This window comes from Pontibacter sp. MBLB2868 (assembly GCF_051904785.1).
Lineage (GTDB): Bacteria > Bacteroidota > Bacteroidia > Cytophagales > Hymenobacteraceae > Pontibacter.
In genome coordinates this window covers 3659067-3678481 of the sequence record NZ_CP196710.1, presented here as the reverse complement: position 1 = coordinate 3678481, position 19415 = coordinate 3659067, and the positions used below count along the sequence as shown (strand labels likewise).

Sequence of the window (19415 nt, the reverse complement as noted above, 5' to 3'; positions counted from 1 at the left end):
AGGCTGCATCTTGAGGTGCAACAAAAAAGAAAAACACCCTTAAAGTTAGGGTGTTTTTCTGAAAGCTGCTAGAGCTGTGTGTTTTAATACAGATAACGGGTGTTATGCCCTTCTAGTATTTTATTTTTTATGGCTATCTACTACGATGCGGTTATCGCGGTTTGCAAGCTCCCATGCCACGTGAAACGCCAGGCGAGCTACTTTTTCTGCACTGTCAAAAAGAATCTTGTCTACCTCGTCAGATGGCTGGTGGTAGTCTTTGTGAACACCGTTGAAGTAGAACACGATCGGAATACCATTCTTTGCGAAGTTGTAATGATCAGAGCGGTAGTAGAAGCGGTTAGGGTCGTTTTCGTCGTTATAAGTATAATCCAGCTTGAGGCCTACATACTTCTGGTTCATTTCTTCGTTAATCTGGTGCAATTCTGAAGAAAGTTTATCTGCACCGATCACATAGATATAATTACTGTCGTTGGTCTTTTCATGGTCAGTATCCATACGTCCGATCATGTCGATGTTAACATCGGCTACAGTGTTCTCCAACGGGAAGACAGGGTGTTCAGAGTAGTATTCAGATCCTAATAGTCCTTTTTCCTCGCCGGTAACAGTCATAAACAACATGCTGCGGCGCGGGCCATAGCCATCTTTCTTAGCCTTGGCAAAAGCCTCAGCCAGTTCAATAACTGCTACAGTTCCGGACCCATCGTCATTGGCGCCATTGTAAATCTGGTCACCCTGCTTTGTGGTATCCACGCCTACGTGGTCGTAATGAGCGGTTACTACCACTACCTCGTCCTTTTTATCTGACCCCTCGATAAAGCCAAGTACGTTTTCGGTGGAAAGGGGCTCAGATTTACGCTCTGTTTTGATCTTTACATCCTTTGCCACTGTAAAATTTGCAGGTACAGGCTTACCAGCCTTCGCTACCATGTTGCCATAGTCAAACAACTTATCAGTGGTAGTGCCTAAAAGGGCGGCTCCGGCAACTGGCGAAATGAAAACAGGCGCTGCTGTGGGCTCTTCGCTGCTGCTCTTTATGCCAATAGATGGTCGTGTTGCATAGGCTTTGTAACGCTGTGTCAGGCTATTGAACTCATCCTGGCTCGTGCCTGTCACAATCATCACAGCCTTGGCGCCTTGTTTTGTGGCTGCATTGCGCTTCTGGCGGTAATCGTTGCCCCAATCCGATGCCTTATCGGTTCCGCTGATCAGGTATTTTCCTGTGGCATCTTTCGGTTCTCCGGCCAATACGACCACTACCTTGCCTTTAACATCCTTGTTAGTATAATCAGAGTACTCGTCCGTGTCAATACCGTAGCCGGCAAATACAATGTCTGCGGCTTGCTCTGTCTGGAATGGAGAGTTGCTTCCGAGCACAAAGAAGTCCTGCATCATCAGGTATTTCTCTGGCCCGATTGTCATGTAACCGCTTCCCCACTGGCTCTTCTCCAGGTCAAAAGACTGGTAATAAGGATTGGTGGTATTACTTTTTACCGGACCTGTCAGGCCATCTTCACGAAACTCACGGGAGATGTATTCGGCGGCCATTTTCTGACCTTTTTCACCAGTATTACGGCCTTCATATTCATCAGAAGCCAGGATGTGCAGGTGTTTGGAAAGGTCAGCGGCTGTAACTGTTTCTGCATATTTTTCAGAAACTTCGCGAAGCTTATTAGCGTCGGTGATAGGTTCTTTGCTGGCGGAAGGCGTTTTAGTGCAGCCAAACCCAAGGGCAGCTAACAGCAAATACCCGTAGACATTATGTCTCATAGTAAGTAGAAGGTGTGTTAAAAGTATTGATTTAGTTTAGTCTGATTTGTTGGACCTGGCTTAGCTTACTGCTTTACGATAAGTACGGTTGCAAAAGCGGCTACTCCCTCTTTTTTGCCAACAAAGCCAAGGTGCTCTGTAGTGGTTGCTTTTACAGAAATATCGTGCTCCGGAATCCCCATCACTTCTGCCAGGCATGCCTTCATTTCCGGGATGTGCGGGTTCAGTTTCGGCTCCTGCAGGCACACAGTTGTGTCTATGTTCCCAATCTCATAGCCTTCCCTGGATAAAAGGTGAACCACTTCCTTTAAAAGGATCTTGCTGTCGATGCCCTTGTACTGCGGGTCTTTATCAGAGAAATGGAATCCGATGTCGCGCATGTTGGCGGCTCCCAGCAGGGCATCGCAGATAACGTGGATCAGCACATCGGCATCTGAGTGGCCAAGTGCGCCGTGTGTGTGTGGAATTTTAATGCCACCGAGCCAGAAGTCCAGGCCTTCCTGCAGCTGGTGTACATCATAGCCAAAGCCGGTTCTTATTTTCAGTTTCATGTAGCGTGATCTATAGTATAGCCTTGCCTGTAGCTCTAAAACAGAGAGTACAAAAAGTAAATCTAATCGAAAATTACGATTGTGTGCTATTTACGATGCTCTTTTTTGAAGTTAGTACATTAAAGTTCTCTCGGGCGCAGCACAAAAAACAAAAGCCAGCTACCTTCGGGTAGCTGGCTTTTGTAGGTATATATGTAAAAGCGCCTTTGGCTTAGGCCTCCACTTCCGCCAGGGAAGGGTAATCGATATAGCCTTTGGCACCAGGAGTGTAAAAGGTGTCTTTGTCAGGCTGCTGCAGCTCTGCATCTTGTTCAAAACGCTCCGGCAGATCCGGGTTAGCAATAAACGGTACGCCAAATGCTACCATGTCGGCATCGCCGGCTTCTATTACTTTGTTGCCTTTTTCCTGGGTGAAGCCAGCGTTTATGATCAGGTTGCCATTGTACATCGGGCGGTAACGCTTGGCAATGTGCGGTTCTGCGTGCGGCAGGTCACTGACATCGTTAAATGGCTCTGACAGGTGCAGGTACGCCAAATCATACTTGTTCAGGTTCTCTACTATATAATCGAAGGTAGGGATAGTATCCTCGTTCAAGGTCATCCCGAAAATGCCGTTCAGGCTTGGGTTCAGGCGTACACCTACTTTCTCTGTTGCTACTACTTCTTTTATTGCATCAATCACTTCGAAAAGGATACGGGCACGGTTCTCAATAGAGCCGCCATACACATCCGTACGCGTGTTGGAAGTAGAAGCGAAGAACTGGTGTAGCAGGTATCCATTGGACGCGTGAATTTCCACGCCATCAAAGCCAGCTTCTATTGCGTTCTGAGCTGCGTTTTTAAAATCCTGCACGATCTGCTTGATCTCCGGGATGGTTAGCGCACGTGGGGCAACGGTATCTTTGAAACCCTGCGGTGTAAAGGATTTATCATTCGGGTTAATAGCAGATGGCGCTACCGGCAATTCACCATCATGAAAGTCAGGGTGCGACATACGGCCTACGTGCCACAGCTGCAGGAATATCTTGCCGCCTTCTTCGTGTACGGCTTCTGTAATTTGTTTCCAACCTTCTACCTGCTCTTTTGAATAGATACCAGGCGTATTCACGTATCCCACAGCTTGCTTGGAAATTTGTGAGCCTTCTGAAATGATCAGGCCTGCGCCTGCTCGCTGGCGGTAATAAGTTGCCATCAGCTCTGTTGGTACATTCCCCTCGTTATTTGCGCGGCTGCGCGTCATGGGTGCCATGATCACCCGGTTATTTAATTCTAAATCGTGGAGTGTTATTGGTTTTAAAAGTGCTTGCGTCATTTTATTCGGTTATAGATGTAAGAAGCGAAGGCCAACGCTGTTAAGTAAGTGCTATGCCCCGGCTTTCACTGCATTCAATTTTTAAATTCAGTTACTCAAATTTTTTTAATCCCATTGCGGGGCAAACGGCGGGTTTACAACGCGTGTATTCTCTGCCTTCAGGCGGTCAATCTGCTGCACCTCCTCCGGTGTCAGTTCAAAATCGAAGATGTTGATGTTTGACTTTAAGTGGTCCAGCTTTGAAGTTCTGGGAATAGCCAAGACCTCATCCTGTTGCATTAGCCAGCGCAGCGATACCTGAACCTCATTTTTGCCATACTTCTCGCCGATCTTCTTCAGTGTTTCCTGTCCCATCACTTTGCCTTGTGCAATAGGGCTATAAGCAGTGAGCGTGATATGGTGCTCCTGCAAATACTTAAGGAGCTTTTCCTGGTTGATAAGCGGGTGATATTCTACCTGATTGGTAATGATAGGGGCACCGGTAGCCAGCACTTTGTCCAGGAGGTGTGTTGGGTGGTTACTAACGCCTATATACCTGGCATACCCTTTTTCCTGGGCAGTCATTAACTCCTTCATATATTCTTCTACAGGTACATTTGCGTTTGGCCAGTGGATGAGTAACAGGTCTACATAATCTGTCTTCAGCTTATTAAGGCTCTCCTCCACCGAAGGCATAAAGCTCTTCTTGTACAGGTTCTCCCTGAAAACTTTAGTTGTCAGGAACACATCTTCGCGGGCAACAGGTGCCTCTTGAATAGCTCGCCCAACCCCTTCTTCATTTCCATAGATCTGCGCTGTATCTATATGGCGGTACCTTTCAGCGAGGGCTGCCTTTGTCATTTCGTACGCTGCTTCGTTTTCAAGTTGGAAGGTGCCCAAGCCCAAAGCTGGAATAGTGGCCCCTTTTATTTTTATCTCTTTCATAATTTCAGGTTTATACATTATTTGTTGCTACAAATATATGGCTAAAAAAATAGCTTATCCTCTAAGCTTATCAAGCATATTACTAACCAAAACAGCCTCCTCCTTCGAAAGGTTATGGAATTTGGCGAAAAGCTCAGGAAATTTATCATCTACCTGCTTAAGCTTCTGCAGTCCTTTTTCCGTAACGCGTACTTCGATCATGCGGCGGTTCGCGGCGCAGATATCGCGGGTAGCATAGCCTTTCTCTATCAACTTATCGATCAGGCGCGTCACGTTGGAGTTACGATCAACCATACGGTTCTGAATATCTCCAAAGCATACAGGTTTTGGGTGCTGACCACGCAGAATGCCTAACACATTATGTTGTTGTAGCGTTAGGCCAAGCTCTTTAAAGAAAGGCATCAGTTGCTGATTAACCCAGTTGTTGGTAAACAACAGGTTTGCCAACAGACGACGATGATCGTTCTTAAATTCTTCCTGATGTATTTCGTCTTCTATGCGCATCTGTTTCTGCTAAGGCGGTGCAAATATATGCACGTTGTTTGTATATACAAATGTTGGGCGTTAAAAGTTCAGCTTAATCTAATCAGGAAGTATATAGGTCGCCAGACGGCAAAATAACAAAGCGCTCCTAAAGCAAAAAAGCGGCCCATCGGCCGCTTTTTTAAAGTATAAACTGTGTAAGAGTTAAGCTTCCACAGCTGCCTCTTTCTTCTCGGCCTTATAAAGCAAGGTGCTGCAGTTGTTCGGATCCAGTACCTTTTTGGCGCAACGCAGGATATCGTCAGGCGTTACAGCCTGGATCTTTTCACCTTCGGTATTCACGAAATTAGCGTCCCCTAACAATTTACCATATGCCAGGTTCATGGCGCGGTTCAGCAACTCTATCTCCGAAAATACAAGCGAGGTTTCTGCCTGGTTCTTCACTTTATTAAGCTCATGTTCATCTACCAGTTCATCCATCAGCTCCTGGTTAATAGCTTCAATAGCAGCATTGGCTTCCTGCAGGTCCACGCCCTCATTCAGCTTACCTTGTATAATCAGCAAACCAGGTTCTATTGAGCCTGACACGGAAGCAGAGACAGAGTTAAACAGCTTCTGCTCCTTCACCAGCTTATTGTATAACCTGCTCGACTTACCACGACCCAAAATATCGCTGATAAGGTCAACGGCATAATAGTCCGCTTCGGTTCTTGCAGGCATATGGTATGCTTTATAGATGGCACTAAGCGGCACGTCCGCGCTTGTTTCCAACACGCGCGGCTCAGTCTGCCTGGGCTCGGTTGGTGTTTTGCGCTCATACTTCTCACCGGCAGGTATAGGGCCGAACCATTTTTCTGTAAGCTCCTTTGCTTGCTCAAAAGTGACATTGCCGGCAACAACAAGTATGGCATTGGTAGGCGAATAATGCTTTCTGAAAAAAGCTTTCACCTCGTCCATGGTAGCGTCTTCGATGTGTGAAATCTCTTTACCGATGGTAGCCCATTTGTAGGGGTGCTCTTTGTAAGCTAAAGGACGGAGCTTGAGCCACACATCGCCATAAGGCTGGTTCAGGTAATTCTGCTTAAACTCTTCTACTACTACTTTGCGCTGTACTTCCAGGCCATTCTCATTAAACAACAGCTCCATCATCCTGTCCGACTCCAGCCAGAAACCTGTTTCAATGTTCTGTGCAGGTACTGAAAGGTAATAGTTGGTGATATCGGGACTGGTAAAAGCATTGTTCTCGCCACCCACACGCTGCAGAGGCTCATCGTAGCTGTGTATGTTTATGGACCCACTGAACATCAGGTGCTCAAAGAGGTGCGCAAATCCGGTATGTGCCTCGTCCTCGTCACGGGAGCCTACATCGTATAGCACGTTTAACACTGCCATAGGCGACGTATGATCTTCGTGCACGATCACGCGCAGACCGTTGTTGAGGGTAAATTCTTTGAAGTGTATCATAAATTTCTGAGACGTTAGATTCAGGACATAAGACTCAAGATCTTAAACTTGCTTTTCTGTTAAACAATCAGGAGACTTGATAAGTCTTGTGCCTTCAATCTAACGTCTTATGTCTATATTTAAGAACAAATGTATAAATTAGCTGCGTATTTTCAGGGTTTGGTTTAATACATTAACTTGCCCAACTATAACGAGGTTTTCTTTTATACGATGAATTATAACCGCAAAGATTATACTGACGACGAACTAGTAGCTTTATACAAGGCCATTCTTAAGCCGCGCATGATCGAGGAGCGCATGCTGGTGCTCCTGCGACAGGGCAAGGTGAGCAAGTGGTTTTCAGGCATTGGCCAGGAAGCCATTTCTGTTGGCTCGGCGATGGCGTTAGATAAAGACGAGTATATTTTACCTCTTCACCGTAATCTGGGGGTGTTCACGAGCAGGGACGTTGAACTTGACAGGCTATTCGCTCAATTCCAGGGCAAGCTTACTGGTTTTACAAAAGGGCGTGACCGTTCCTTCCACTTCGGCTCAAATGAACACCATATTGTTGGCATGATCTCCCACCTGGGGCCCCAGCTGGCAGTTGCCGATGGTATTGCCCTGGCAGACCTCCTGGAGAAGAAGGAGAAGGTAACCTTAGTTTTCAGTGGCGATGGCGGAGCTAGTGAAGGAGACTTCCATGAAGCTCTGAATGTGGCAGCGGTATGGGGTTTACCTGTGATCTTCATGATTGAGAATAACGGTTATGGACTGTCTACGCCAAGCAACGAGCAGTTTAAATTCAATCAGTTTATAGATAAAGGCCCGGCCTATGGTATTGATGCCCTGCAGGTGGATGGGAACAACATCCTGGAGGTGTATGATACTGTTCGGCAGGCGGCGATAAGTATCCGTAAAAACCCACGTCCGATGCTGATAGAAGCGATCACGTTCAGGATGCGCGGACATGAAGAGGCCAGCGGTACTAAATATGTGCCGCAGGAGCTGTTTGAGAAGTGGGCGAAGAAAGACCCCGTGGAAAACTTTGAGAAGTACCTGCTCGAAGAGCTGGTACTGACGCAGAAGACCATGGAAAGTATAAAAGAGGAACTGAAGGCAGAGATAGAGAACGGACTGAATAAAGCCTTCGAAACCCCAATGCCAGAAGCCAGCCGTGAGCAGGAGCTCAAGGACATGTACAAGCCTTTTGATCCGGAGTTGATCCGGCCTGCCTCAGATGCCAAAACGGAGAAACGCTTTGTAGATGCCATTTCGGATGGATTGCGCCAGAGTATGGAGCGCTACCCGGAGCTGGTACTGATGGGGCAGGACATAGCTGAGTATGGTGGTGTATTTAAGGTAACAGAGGGCTTTGTGGATAAGTTTGGTAAAAAACGTGTCCGCAATACACCTTTATGCGAGTCAGCTATACTGGGCGTTGGCCTGGGACTATCGGTGCGCGGGCAGAAAAGTATGGTAGAGATGCAGTTTGCCGACTTCGTAAGCGCAGGCTTCAGCCAGATTATAAATAACCTGGCCAAGAGCCACTACCGCTGGGGGCAAAATGCCGATGTGGTGGTGCGCATGCCAACTGGGGCAGGTGCGGCTGCCGGGCCGTTCCACTCGCAGAGCAACGAAGCATGGTTTTTCCATACACCCGGACTTAAAGTTGTCTATCCATCATCACCATACGATGCCAAAGGGTTGCTGAATGCGGCCATCGAAGATCCTAACCCGGTGATGTACTTCGAGCACAAGATGCTCTACCGTTCCATCTCACAGGAAATTCCGGACGATTATTATACCATAGAAATTGGCAAAGCCAGAACCGTGGCCGAAGGAACAGACTTAACCATCATTACGTATGGCATGGGAGTGCATTGGGCAAAGCAGCTGCAACAAGACCTGAAAGATGCCAGCCTGGAGATCCTGGACCTGCGTTCGCTGCTGCCCTGGGACAAGGAAGCTGTTCGCGCTGCTGTAGAAAAAACGGGCCGTGTGCTTATCCTGCACGAAGACACCATGACCGGTGGCATTGGCGGAGAGATAGCAGCCTGGATAAGCGAACACTGTTTTGAGTTGCTGGATGCCCCTGTAGCCCGTGTGGCAAGCTTAGACACGGCTGTACCTTTTGCACCGCCGCTTGAGCAGGAGTTTTTGCCACAAAAGCGCCTGCGCGATAAAGTAGAACTAATGCTATCATATTGATATTCAAGCGATCCTTTTTTCTGTTGCCACTCATTTGGGTGGTGCTGGTGCTAGGCAGCAGTTGCCAGCGCAAAGGTATTTTACGTTGTCCTAAAATAGATGGCAAGGGGAGTTCAACAGAGGTGACAGGCAAAGATGGTAAGTCCGTTCAGGCTACAAGGGTAGCTTTTAATAAGAACGGGCGTGTAAAGAGGAAGAAGAACCGCCTTAAGTTCTGGCAGTAGAACAAGCCTTGTGAAAAACAGTATAACTAATCAGAAAGTATTTCTGATGTTATCTTGTTCATCACATAGCGGACATAAGCGTTTTGTACTACTCCTGGTAGCGCTCTTAATCGCTACTGCGCCTGCTTTTGCCCAGATCAGCTATGAGACGTATAGCCATCACAAGCAGTTGCGGAAACAGTTTCTGAAGCAGGCCGATACAACAGTCTCTCCCTATAAAGATACGCACCTTGACGTTAGCTCTTATAATTTCAAGAAAGGGGAGCCGGGGCGTACACGGGTAGAGCGGCGCAGGTATCAGAAAAGCAGAGAGAAAGATAACCCGAAGAAGCGTCTTTTCTTTTGGAAGAAGAAAGAGAAGCGGCAAAAAGAAAAATCAGTTAATTAGAATTTAGAAAGCACTATATGAATTGGCATCCGCTAACAAGCACAGAGCAGTTAGATGAGGTAATGGAGGAATCTAAAAATACCCCGATTGTAATTTTTAAGCATAGTACCGCATGTTCTATTAGTTCCACTGCTAAAAGTAGACTGGAGAGGCAGTGGGATGGAGCAGGGCTGGATCATATCAAACCATACTACCTGGACCTTCTGAGCTACAGGCCTGTTTCGAATGAGGTGGCAGAGGTACTGCATGTAACGCATCAGTCGCCGCAGCTTTTGCTGGTGCAGGATGGAGTTTGTACCTACGATGCCTCACATTTGGGAATAAGTGTGGATGTTTTGAAGAAGAAGGTAACAGCATAACAGCCTTATTGGTCTGCTATGCCGCTACAGCTTATTTCTTAAGCGGGATGCCTAGTAAACGAAATTAATGGTTTGTTTAATGTCAGGATGCAGGCTTAAAGCTACCGGGCAGGTACGGGCGGCGTTCTCCAGCATGGCTTTCTCCTTATCGGAGTAATCCTTGGCGGGCATTTTAAAGTTGAGCACAACCTCAGCGATACGGCGTGGTTCAGAGGCCATGATCTTTACGGTTTCGATCTCTGTTCCTTCTATGTCGATGTTGCTACGGTTGGCTACTATGCCCATAATGGTCATCATGCAGCTGCCAAGAGCGGCGCATACCAGGTCGGTTGGCGAGAAAGCCTCTCCTTTGCCGTTGTTATCGACAGGGGCATCCGTAATGATTGTGTTGTTTGAGGCTACGTGTACAGCGGAAGTGCGCAGGTTGCCTTTATATGAGCTCTTAACGGTTATCATAGGGTGTAAACTATAGTTTTGAATAGAACGTAAATTTAGCTACTTTTAATAACAACTATAAATAATTAATCGGGTGGTTAGATACCTTATACTTGTACTGATTCTTGCTTTTGGTTCAGCCTTGCCGGCATTCGCACAATACGAAGAAGACGAGAGCTTCCAGAACGAACTCAGCTACGGCATCAACTTCAATTCAAATGGAGGTCTCATAGGAGGTGCCTTTATCCGTTCGTCTTACTTCAGGAATAACCGCATGTACCAGTTCGGGGAAATTGAGGTGGTTGAGGTAAAGCACCCGAAGGAAAACCGTTTGTATAGCAGCGAAACAGGAGACTTTTTTGTTGCCGGAAAGCAAAACTATCTCTTTGTGATACGCCCACGCTATGGCCGTGAAATAGTTCTTTTCCGCAAAGCGGCAGAATCCGGGGTGCAGGTGAATGCTGTTGGGGCTATTGGTCCTTCACTGGGTTTGCTGGTGCCATACTACATCCGGTATAACTATGGAGGCGGCTTAGGCGGCCAGGATGTGCGCACGGAACAGTATGATCCGCAGAAGCACCGTAACCTGGAAAACATACAGGGGAACGCTTCTTTTGTGCAAGGCTTCGGTGAGTCTGACGTAAACATAGGCGTTAACCTGAAAGGTGGACTCAGCTTTGAGTATGGCCGTTACAGAGAGAGTATCGCCGGTATTGAGGTAGGCTTTGTAGTGGAGCTTTTCCCGAAAGAAATGATCATTATTCCCCAGGCCGATAACGAGCAATTTTTTACCTCTGTATACCTCAACCTGTATTACGGGCGCCGCAAATAAATTCTGTAACGAACATTTCAGGGGAAAGCCTTGTTAAGGATGCATGCCTGCCACTACACAATTCTTAGTTAATGGCTAAACTCTTAAAGCATTACTTCCTATCTTTGCATCATGGATGATTTGATTACACTTCCGGTTATACAGCCCAATGCGACACCTGAGGGGCTGAACGCCTTAGGGAAACCCCGTAAGCCGAACTGGCTTCGTGTAAAGCTGCCGGTAGGGAAGGAATACGCGAAAGTTAGAAGTATAGTAGAAGAATATAAACTGCACACCATCTGTGAGAGCGGCAACTGCCCGAATATGGGAGAGTGCTGGGGTGCTGGAACTGCTACTTTTATGATACTGGGCAATGTGTGTACCCGCAGCTGTTCTTTCTGCGCTGTGGCCACTGGTCGCCCCAATGAATATGATGAGGACGAGCCACGCCGTGTAGCAGAGGCCATTCAGTTGATGGGCGTGAAGCATGCTGTTATCACATCTGTTAACCGTGATGAACTGAAAGACCGTGGTGCTGCCATCTGGCATGAAACAGTAAGACAGGTAAAAGCCATGTCTCCTGCTACTACCATAGAAACACTTATTCCGGATGTAAAAGGAACGTGGGATGCCTTGATCACCATGATATCTCCAGGGCAGGAAGTTGTTTCGCATAACATGGAAACAGTAAAAGAGCTTTACCGACGTGTGCGTCCGCAGGCGAAGTATGATCGTAGCCTGGAACAGATTCGCCGTACGAAAGAGTATGGGCAGCGTACCAAAACAGGTATTATGCTTGGTTTAGGTGAAACGCGTGAGCAGGTATACCAGGCCATGGACGACCTGGCTGCCAATGGTTGCGATATATTGACACTGGGCCAATACCTGCAGCCAACAAAATTACACATTGAAGTAGCAGAGTTTATCCACCCGGACCTGTTCGATCACTACCGTGAAGAAGGTTTAAAAAGAGGTTTAAAATATGTGGAGTCGGGCCCATTGGTTCGGTCTTCTTACCACGCAGAAAGGCACGTGCACGTTTAGAACCTGCATTTGCGTTGTTAATACTAAAGCAAAAAGCCCTGCTACCAGAAAGGTAGCAGGGCTTTTTGCTTTAAATTGTACTGTTTTGTTGTCATGCATTGCAGCATGACAAGCCTTCTGACTAATGCTTAGCGTGCAATACTGGCCTTGTTTATACTCTGGGGCATATTGACTACCGCATGAGATAATGATATTCTTTTCATTATCTTTTAAATAATTGCACTGCTAAAAAAATAGTTTAATAATGCTCCATAATCAGGGTAGTGTTTAGTAATATAATGTTTTATTGATATTTAAGTATATACTTGTATATTTATATAATATTTACAATTATTAACAACCTGTTTTCATTATTTAAGTAAAGGAAAATATTCAATATCTGTAATTCTATCTATAGATATTTAGTTATACCCTTATTCTCTTTGCTTAAAGGATATGAAAAAATCTTTACTGCTAATCATCCTTTGCCTGATTGGTACTACCACCCTAAGTATAGCACAATCAGCACCTAGTCTTGGCAAGGCTACCACATTTGCTATTATTGGCTCAAACTATGTTAGCAACACCGGCACTACAGGCGTTACCGGAGATCTGGGAGTAACCCCGCAGGGGATTTACACAGATGATGGTCAGTTACTGGTGCGGGGTACCAAACAGATTGGTTTGCCACTTGTGAATGAGGCGCTACAAGACGCCAGGACCGTTTATGATTACTACAGCAACATGACAGGGACGCCCTTTACAGGTGCGGGCCTTGTGGCTGGCGGTAGTTCTCCGGGTATTTACAGAAACAGCGGCAACGTTGACCTGGATGGGATTGTCGTGCTGGACGCACACGGCGACGTGAATGCGAAATTCGTGTTCATCATAGACGGAGACCTGACAACTCCATCCATTGCGCCTCCCGCACCGGGAACAGGACTCCTCCTGCAGAACGGAGCTCAACCTCAAAATATTTTCTGGATCGTTAAAGGCAAGGTTAACCTGGGCAACTCAACGAGTTTCCAAGGCAACATTATTTCATTAGGAGATATCACCCTGGAGCCTGGTGTAAACCTGATCGGCAGGGCTATTTCACTGGACGGCGGCGTTAGCCTGAATACCAACAACGTGTTCCTGCCAAGTGTTGTGCTCGCAGACCTTTCCGTGGAAAAAGCCGCTACGGAAGGTGAGTACCTGATTGGCGATGAAGTAACTTATACTATTACGGCCCATAATGCTGGCCCTAGCACTGCCTACAATGTAGTGGTAAATGAAATAATTCCTGCGGAGCTGGAGTTTGTGCGTGTGGAGAGTGCCAGTGCAGGCACCTATGATCCTGCCACGAAAGAATGGACGATCGGGGAGATGCAGCTGAATGAAACTGCAGAACTGAAACTTACTTTCAGGGTTATTGCCGCAGGTGATGTTGTTAACAAAGTATCTGTGGGTAGTAACAATCCTGATCCGAAACCAGGTAACAACGATGGGGAAGATCCTGTGGATGTGCCGGAGGTTTCAGCGGATGTAAGTGTGTCGAAAACCGCAAACAGTGGTCCACATACAGTAGGAGGCACCATCATCTACACGATTGAGGTGAAGAATAACGGCCCTTACACGGCAGAGGATGTGGTGGTTAACGAATTATTGTCAGAAAAGCTTGAACTGATCAGCTTTACAGCAAGCAAAGGTATCTATGATCCGGCCACAGGTCTGTTTACGGTTGGTTCTCTTGCTAATGGAGAAACTGCTACTTTAACCATCGAGGCAAAGATTCTGGCGGCCGGCGAGATTAAAAATACTGCCGGGGTAGGGAGTTCCACTCCTGATAAAACACCAGGAGATAACACGGATATTGTGGTAGTTGAGCCTAGTTGCCCAGCTCCTGCACTAAGTATTTCAGGCGGAGCCTCCCAGTGCGCTGAAACCACCGCTGTAACTTATACTGTTACCGAAGTCTTTGGTGCAACCTATGCTTTTGAATTAACAGGAGGCCTGACGGAAGTGTCGCACACCGGTAACTCAATTACTGTAAACATAGGTACTTCAGCCGGAACAGTAAAAGCAACAGTAACCGATTTATGCGGCAATGCTTACACCGTAGTGAAAGAGGTTACAGTAATTACCAAACCAGAAGCCCCAACCATAGCAGGAGGTTCAAGTGTTTGCGCAAACAGCACAGGTAACAGTTATACAGCAGAAGGAGCTCCCGAGGGTGCAACTTACACCTGGACAGCTGACGGGGACATACAGATAACCGGAGGGCAGGGAAGTAAAACCGTGCAGGTAAGCGTAGGGCCTAACGGCGGTACGTTAACCGTTACAGCGGGCAACGAATGCTTTACAAGTGATGCATCTGCTATAACGATCAATACAAATCAGCCACCTGTTTCGCCGGCAAACATTTCAGGAGATACAGAGCTTTGTTCAGGCAATGAAGCCACCTATACCATACAGGCGACAAACGGTGCGACAGGATATACCTGGACCGTGCCTGCAGGCTGGACGATAATACGCGGACAGGGCACGACAAGTATTACTGTAAAAGCAGGAGCTGGCTCCGGTAATGTAAGCGTGATTGCAGAAAACGACTGCGGTGCGAGTACAGGTACAGCGTTGGGAGTAACAGTTAATGAAAAACCTCAGACCCCGGCTGGTATATCCGGAACTGCTGACGCCTGTGCCGGCAAGGATGGATTTACCTATACAGTTAGTCCTGTTGATGGTGCTACAGGGTATACCTGGACCGTTCCGGCAGGCTGGACCATCGTAAGCGGACAAGGAACTACAAACATCACAGTAACTGCAGGCACAGCGGGAGGTAACGTAACAGTGGTTGCAGAAAATGAATGCGGCAGCAGTACACCTGCCGAAATGCCACTCACTGTAAGTAAAGCTCCTGAAGCGCCCCTGGCCATTACTGGTGATGCAGCTGGCTGCGTGGGTTCCTCGCTAACCTATAGTGTTGGTGAAACGGCAGGCGCAGAAGCGTATACCTGGACTGTTCCGGCAGGCTGGACCATTACAAGCGGCCAAGGAACCGGAACCATAACTGTAACAGTAGGTGATGCACCCGGTGACATTACAGTAACAGCAAAAAACAAATGCGGCGCCAGCTCAGGCATCAGTAAAGCTGTTTCTCCTACTCCTCCACCTGTTACTCCGGGGGCAATTTCTGGTCCTTCGGCGACATGCGGCGGCACCAGCGACTTAGTCTATAGTATTGCCTCGGTACCGGGTGCTACAGGATATACCTGGACTGTGCCGGCAGGCTGGACCATCGTAAGCGGACAGGGCTCCACAGAGATAAAAGTAACAGCAGGGTCAGGTTCCGGCGATGTTACAGTAACCGCTGATAATGCCTGTGGGGCAAGTGCCGCAGCTATTTATACAACAAGTGTAAATAATGCACCGCAAGCGCCACTAACCATACATGGTAGTTCCAGTGGTTGTATAGGATCAGTGCTCACCTATAGTATTGATGACTTGGGTGGTGCTACAGGATATACCTGGACCGTACCGGCAGGCTGGACAATAAAAAGCGGCCAGGGCTCCACAACTATTGAGGTAGAAGCAGGAAACAACCCGGGAATGATAACTGTAGCCGGTACAAATGAGTGTGGCACCGGGGCAACAGCAAGTATAGCTGTTTCGCCAACCACAACGCCTAACGAGCCCGGAGCAGTTGAAGGCCCTGACGCATCGTGCGCGAACAGCGGCGAGAACCTGGTTTACAGCATTACAGTGCTTACTAGCGGAGAAACTTATAATTGGACAGTGCCTGATGGATGGACAATCGTAAGTGGCCAGGGCACTTATAGTATAACTGTAAGCGCAGGCGACACAGGAGGTAAAGTAAGCGTAACGGCATCAAATGACTGCGGCACAAGTACTGCAAGCTCTTTGGATGTAGAGATCACAACACCTCCGGCAGCAACCACCCAGATAAAAGACATGAGCTCCTTGTGTAACGGCCTGATGTATACCGTAAACCCTGTGCCTGGCGCCACAGGATACACCTGGACTCTACCGGCCGGCTTTACAATCGTTTCCGGACAAGGATCTACAACCATTGTTGTGAAAGCTGATAATCCAAACTCCTTTGGTGAGGTAAGCGTGGTGGCCAATAATGGCAACTGTAGCAGCCCCGTAACCAGCCTGCCAATCGACACATCGGTGTTGGATGGTGAACTGGAGTTCCCGAAAGCCTTCAGCCCGAACGGCGATGGCAAGAATGACACATGGGTAATTGCTAACCTGACGAAGTATCCGAAGAACCAGGTGATCATCTTCAACCGCTGGGGTTCTGAAGTATATAAGAAAGACAATTACCAGAACGACTGGAACGGTAACAAGCTGGAGCAGGGTACCTACTATTATAAAGTAAGTGTAACCTTATGCGACGGTGTAGAAAAAGTGTTTACCGGTTACGTTACGATTTTCCGCTAAGAGACATCCTTATCAAAAGATAAAGAACAATACCATGAGAATATTTTATACCCTGCTGTTCCTGCTGCTCGCGTTTGGAGCCAGTGCCCAGCAAAACCCACAGTACTCGCAGTATATCTTTAACAGCATGGGCATTAACCCGGCTTACACAGGTAGTAAGAACGTGCTCAACCTCAATGCCTTCCATCGTTCACAATGGACTGGTATTGAGGGGGCACCTTCTACACAGTCGCTTACAGTGGATGGCATAGCTGCTAATAATAAATTAGGCATAGGCCTGGGCCTTACCCGCGATAAGATCGGAGCCCAGTCCATGTTCTCAGCTTATGCAAACATTGCTGTAAAACTGCAGGTAAGCGAAAATGGCATCTTGAGTTTTGGGCTTGCACCGGGCTTCGTGCAGCACACCCTGGATGGGGTCGAGATAGGCATAGAAGATGACCCTTCCATTCCTGCCGGAAAAGAAACCACTCTCAAACCAGACGTTAAAGTAGGCGCATACTATCATACAGAACGCTTTTATGCCGGTGTCTCAGCATCGGACCTGCTGCAGTTCAAGGATATGGAGCAGATTGAGCCGGAGCGCCACTACTACTTTACCTCAGGATATGTGTTTGACGTAGGAAGCTTCCTGAAATTAAAGCCGAGCATATTAATTAAAGAGGATTTTCACGCGCCGGCCAACGTCGATCTGAATGCTTTTGTGCTGCTGGCCGACAGGCTGTGGCTGGGTAGTTCTTACCGCACCAGCATGAACCTTTTTAACAGCACAACAGACATGGAGGAAGCCTACAAAAGGTCAGCGATTGCATTTATAGCAGAGCTTCAGATACATAAGTCGTTGCGGCTTGGCTATGCTTATGATAAGATGCTGAATAACCTGAGTGGCTTTAATACACACGAGATATCAGTAGGGTACTACTTCTTCAAGAAGAAAGAAACCAGGATACTTACTCCGCAATACTTTTAATCCTAAGCCCATTACGAGATGAACTATAGATCTACACCCTTATATTTTGTAGTTGCGGCCATGATCGGCTTGAGCACAGTAGCTCAGGCACAGTCGGAACTACGCAAGGCAAACAAACAGTTCGAAAACTATGAGTTTGCTCTGGCTCTGGAGAACTACCAGGTGGCAGTAAAGAAATCACAGCCAGACCTGTATACAATGCAGCGCATGGCAGATGCCTATCGCCTTACCCGCCAGAATGTGCAGGCGGAACAGTGGTATGCCAAAATAGTGAATACGGCAGGACGAGACCCGCAGAACCTATACTTTTACGGTGAGGCTTTGCGCGGTAACGGAAAATATGAGGAGGCAAAAAAGCAGTACGAGCAATGGGCTTCCGAAACAAAGGATAACGGCTTGCAGGCCAAAAAACTGATGGAGGTCTGCGACAGGGCGCTGCTTTGGCAAAATAAGCCTGCAGTTGCCGAAGTAACTCCTTTAACGGCAATTAACACAGCAGATTTTTCTGATTTTAGCCCTGTGTCGTATGGCAACGAGATTATTTTTTCTTCGGATAGAGGTGCGGTCGAAAGCGCAAAGAAATCGAATGTATATGGCTGGACAGGGCGGCCTTACCTCCAGCTGTACTCGGCAAAGAAGGATGAGCAGGGTAACTGGACAAGCCCGAAGGCAATGGAAGAAATGATCAACGCGGATTACCACAATGCCACGGCATCCGCTGCTGCAGACGGGAAAAAACTATACTTTACCCGCACCCATATGGTGCCGGTGCGGAAAAGGACCAACCCTGACCCAACCAGCTGGGCAAAAGAGGCTGCCACACAAGAGTTTGTGAACCGCCTTGAGATATTTTCAGCTGAAAGACAAGGAGAAGAGTGGGTTAACATTCAACCATTTGTATATAATAAAGTAGAAGCATATTCAGTAGGCCATCCTGCCCTGTCAAAGAGCGGAGATGTGCTGTACTTTGCCTCTGATATGCCTGGAGGAGTTGGAGAGACGGATATTTATTACTCTGTTCGCAATGCGGATGGTAGCTGGGGAGAGCCTGTAAATGCGGGCCCTACTATTAATACCTCCGGCCGTGAGAGCTTTCCTTATGTAGATGCTGACGGCAAACTATTTTTCGCATCGGATGGACATGCCGGCTTTGGAGGCCTGGATGTATTTGAAGCCGAAGGAGAACATGCTTCCTGGTCAAAAGTGCGCAACCTGGGAGCGCCGATAAACTCCCCGCAAAACGACTACGGCATTATGTTTACAAAGCCTGGCGCGGAAGGCTTATTCTCTTCAAACCGTAAGTCAGAAAACGGAACCGACGACATTTACTCTTTCAAACTGCTGCGTAGGCCAGTGGTGGTAATGGTTACTACCCTGGAGCGAAAACTGAACGGGCAGAACCGCAAAATTGAAGTGCCCCTGCCAAAAACTCAAATTGTTGTGTCGCAAGAGAACCTAAAAGATTCTGCTGTGGTTATGACAGATGAAGGGGGACGTTATTATATGGATGCCCGTAGAGGGGACAGTTTCTCGATACTTGGCAGAAAAGACGGATACCTGACCCAGGAAGCATTGGCCAACATCCCGGAAACAGCTGGCGATACCGTAGTGGTTGCCTTACTGTTTGATAAAAATGAGGTGGATAATGCCATCGTGCTGGAAAACATCTACTATGACCTGGATAAGTGGAATATTCGTCAGGATGCTGCTACTGGCTTGGACAAGCTGGTAACCATACTAAAGAATAACCCTGAGGTAAAAGTAGAGTTAAGCTCCCATACCGATAGCCGTGAGACTGAAAAGTATAACCAGCGGTTGTCAGAGCGCAGAGCGAAATCTGCTGTTGATTACCTGGTTTCTAAGGGCATCAGCAGAAGAAGGCTAACTGCTAAAGGGTATGGTAAAACCAAATTAGTTAACCGATGTGCCGACGGTGTGGAGTGTTCTGAAGAAGAGCATCAGCTAAACCGGCGAACTGAATTCAGAATTATCAGAAATTGATATAAAGTTCTCATTAGCTTTCATAGTTTGGAAAGGCTCCGCAGTTTCTGCCGGAGCTTTT

Annotated in this window: 16 protein-coding genes; 9 read left to right on the top strand and 7 right to left on the bottom strand. The window is 47.4% G+C overall.

What is annotated here, in order from left to right:
* Window positions 1-120 precede the first annotated feature (120 nt).
* The 6 genes from ACSX1A_RS15690 to ACSX1A_RS15665 form a co-directional block, all read right to left on the bottom strand.
* A complete protein-coding gene (locus ACSX1A_RS15690) occupies window positions 121-1770 on the bottom strand; it encodes a M28 family peptidase (RefSeq protein ID WP_439880584.1) in 1650 nt (549 codons plus the stop codon).
* 65 nt (window positions 1771-1835) lie between these two features.
* Entirely contained in the window at window positions 1836-2321 is a 486-nt protein-coding gene (gene ispF / locus ACSX1A_RS15685) for a 2-C-methyl-D-erythritol 2,4-cyclodiphosphate synthase (protein WP_439880583.1), read from the bottom strand.
* A gap of 211 nt (window positions 2322-2532) precedes the next feature.
* The gene (locus tag ACSX1A_RS15680) at window positions 2533-3633 is read right to left on the bottom strand and encodes an alkene reductase (protein ID WP_439880582.1); all 1101 of its coding nucleotides are present in this window, start codon (window positions 3631-3633) and stop codon (window positions 2533-2535) included.
* A gap of 105 nt (window positions 3634-3738) precedes the next feature.
* Window positions 3739-4557 (bottom strand): aldo/keto reductase, encoded by an 819-nt coding sequence (locus tag ACSX1A_RS15675; protein ID WP_439880581.1) that lies wholly within the window; start codon window positions 4555-4557, stop codon window positions 3739-3741.
* A gap of 54 nt (window positions 4558-4611) precedes the next feature.
* On the bottom strand, window positions 4612-5061 hold the full coding sequence (locus ACSX1A_RS15670) for a MarR family winged helix-turn-helix transcriptional regulator (protein WP_439880580.1): 450 nt from the start codon (window positions 5059-5061) through the stop codon (window positions 4612-4614).
* A gap of 183 nt (window positions 5062-5244) precedes the next feature.
* Complete coding sequence (locus ACSX1A_RS15665; RefSeq protein WP_439880579.1) at window positions 5245-6504, bottom strand: M16 family metallopeptidase; 1260 nt, start codon at window positions 6502-6504, stop codon at window positions 5245-5247.
* Window positions 6505-6714: 210 nt separating this feature from the next.
* Between ACSX1A_RS15665 and ACSX1A_RS15660 the strand changes: the two genes are divergently transcribed.
* From ACSX1A_RS15660 to ytxJ, 4 genes are read left to right on the top strand one after another with little or no spacing between them, the layout of a single operon-like run.
* Window positions 6715-8694 (top strand): alpha-ketoacid dehydrogenase subunit alpha/beta, encoded by a 1980-nt coding sequence (locus ACSX1A_RS15660; RefSeq protein ID WP_439880578.1) that lies wholly within the window; start codon window positions 6715-6717, stop codon window positions 8692-8694.
* Window positions 8691-8918, top strand: a complete 228-nt coding sequence (locus ACSX1A_RS15655) for a hypothetical protein (protein ID WP_439880577.1) — start codon at window positions 8691-8693, stop codon at window positions 8916-8918. Before ACSX1A_RS15660 ends, ACSX1A_RS15655 begins: the two co-directional genes overlap by 4 nt.
* A gap of 10 nt (window positions 8919-8928) precedes the next feature.
* Window positions 8929-9306 carry a hypothetical protein gene (locus ACSX1A_RS15650; protein WP_439880576.1) on the top strand — a complete coding sequence of 126 codons (378 nt, stop codon included), beginning with the start codon at window positions 8929-8931 and terminating at the stop codon, window positions 9304-9306.
* 17 nt (window positions 9307-9323) lie between these two features.
* Window positions 9324-9665, top strand: a complete 342-nt coding sequence (gene ytxJ, locus ACSX1A_RS15645) for a bacillithiol system redox-active protein YtxJ (RefSeq protein WP_439880575.1) — start codon at window positions 9324-9326, stop codon at window positions 9663-9665.
* A 51-nt stretch (window positions 9666-9716) separates the two neighbouring features.
* On the opposite strand, the gene ACSX1A_RS15640 is transcribed toward ytxJ, so the two are convergent.
* Window positions 9717-10121, bottom strand: a complete 405-nt coding sequence (locus ACSX1A_RS15640; protein ID WP_439880574.1) for an OsmC family protein — start codon at window positions 10119-10121, stop codon at window positions 9717-9719.
* A gap of 121 nt (window positions 10122-10242) precedes the next feature.
* Here ACSX1A_RS15640 and ACSX1A_RS15635 point away from each other — a divergent pair, with 121 nt between their 5' ends.
* The 5 genes from ACSX1A_RS15635 to ACSX1A_RS15615 all read left to right on the top strand — a co-directional run bounded on the left by ACSX1A_RS15635 (window position 10243) and on the right by ACSX1A_RS15615 (window position 19354).
* Window positions 10243-10932: a hypothetical protein gene (locus ACSX1A_RS15635; RefSeq protein ID WP_439880573.1), complete on the top strand. Its 690-nt coding sequence runs from the start codon at window positions 10243-10245 to the stop codon at window positions 10930-10932.
* Between the two features lie 120 nt (window positions 10933-11052).
* The gene (lipA, locus tag ACSX1A_RS15630; protein ID WP_439883562.1) at window positions 11053-11955 is read left to right on the top strand and encodes a lipoyl synthase; all 903 of its coding nucleotides are present in this window, start codon (window positions 11053-11055) and stop codon (window positions 11953-11955) included.
* A gap of 435 nt (window positions 11956-12390) precedes the next feature.
* The gene (locus ACSX1A_RS15625) at window positions 12391-16383 is read left to right on the top strand and encodes an ice-binding family protein (protein ID WP_439880572.1); all 3993 of its coding nucleotides are present in this window, start codon (window positions 12391-12393) and stop codon (window positions 16381-16383) included.
* Window positions 16384-16417: 34 nt separating this feature from the next.
* A complete protein-coding gene (locus ACSX1A_RS15620; protein ID WP_439880571.1) occupies window positions 16418-17353 on the top strand; it encodes a PorP/SprF family type IX secretion system membrane protein in 936 nt (311 codons plus the stop codon).
* An 18-nt stretch (window positions 17354-17371) separates the two neighbouring features.
* Window positions 17372-19354 (top strand): OmpA family protein, encoded by a 1983-nt coding sequence (locus tag ACSX1A_RS15615; RefSeq protein WP_439880570.1) that lies wholly within the window; start codon window positions 17372-17374, stop codon window positions 19352-19354.
* Window positions 19355-19415: the final 61 nt, after the last annotated feature.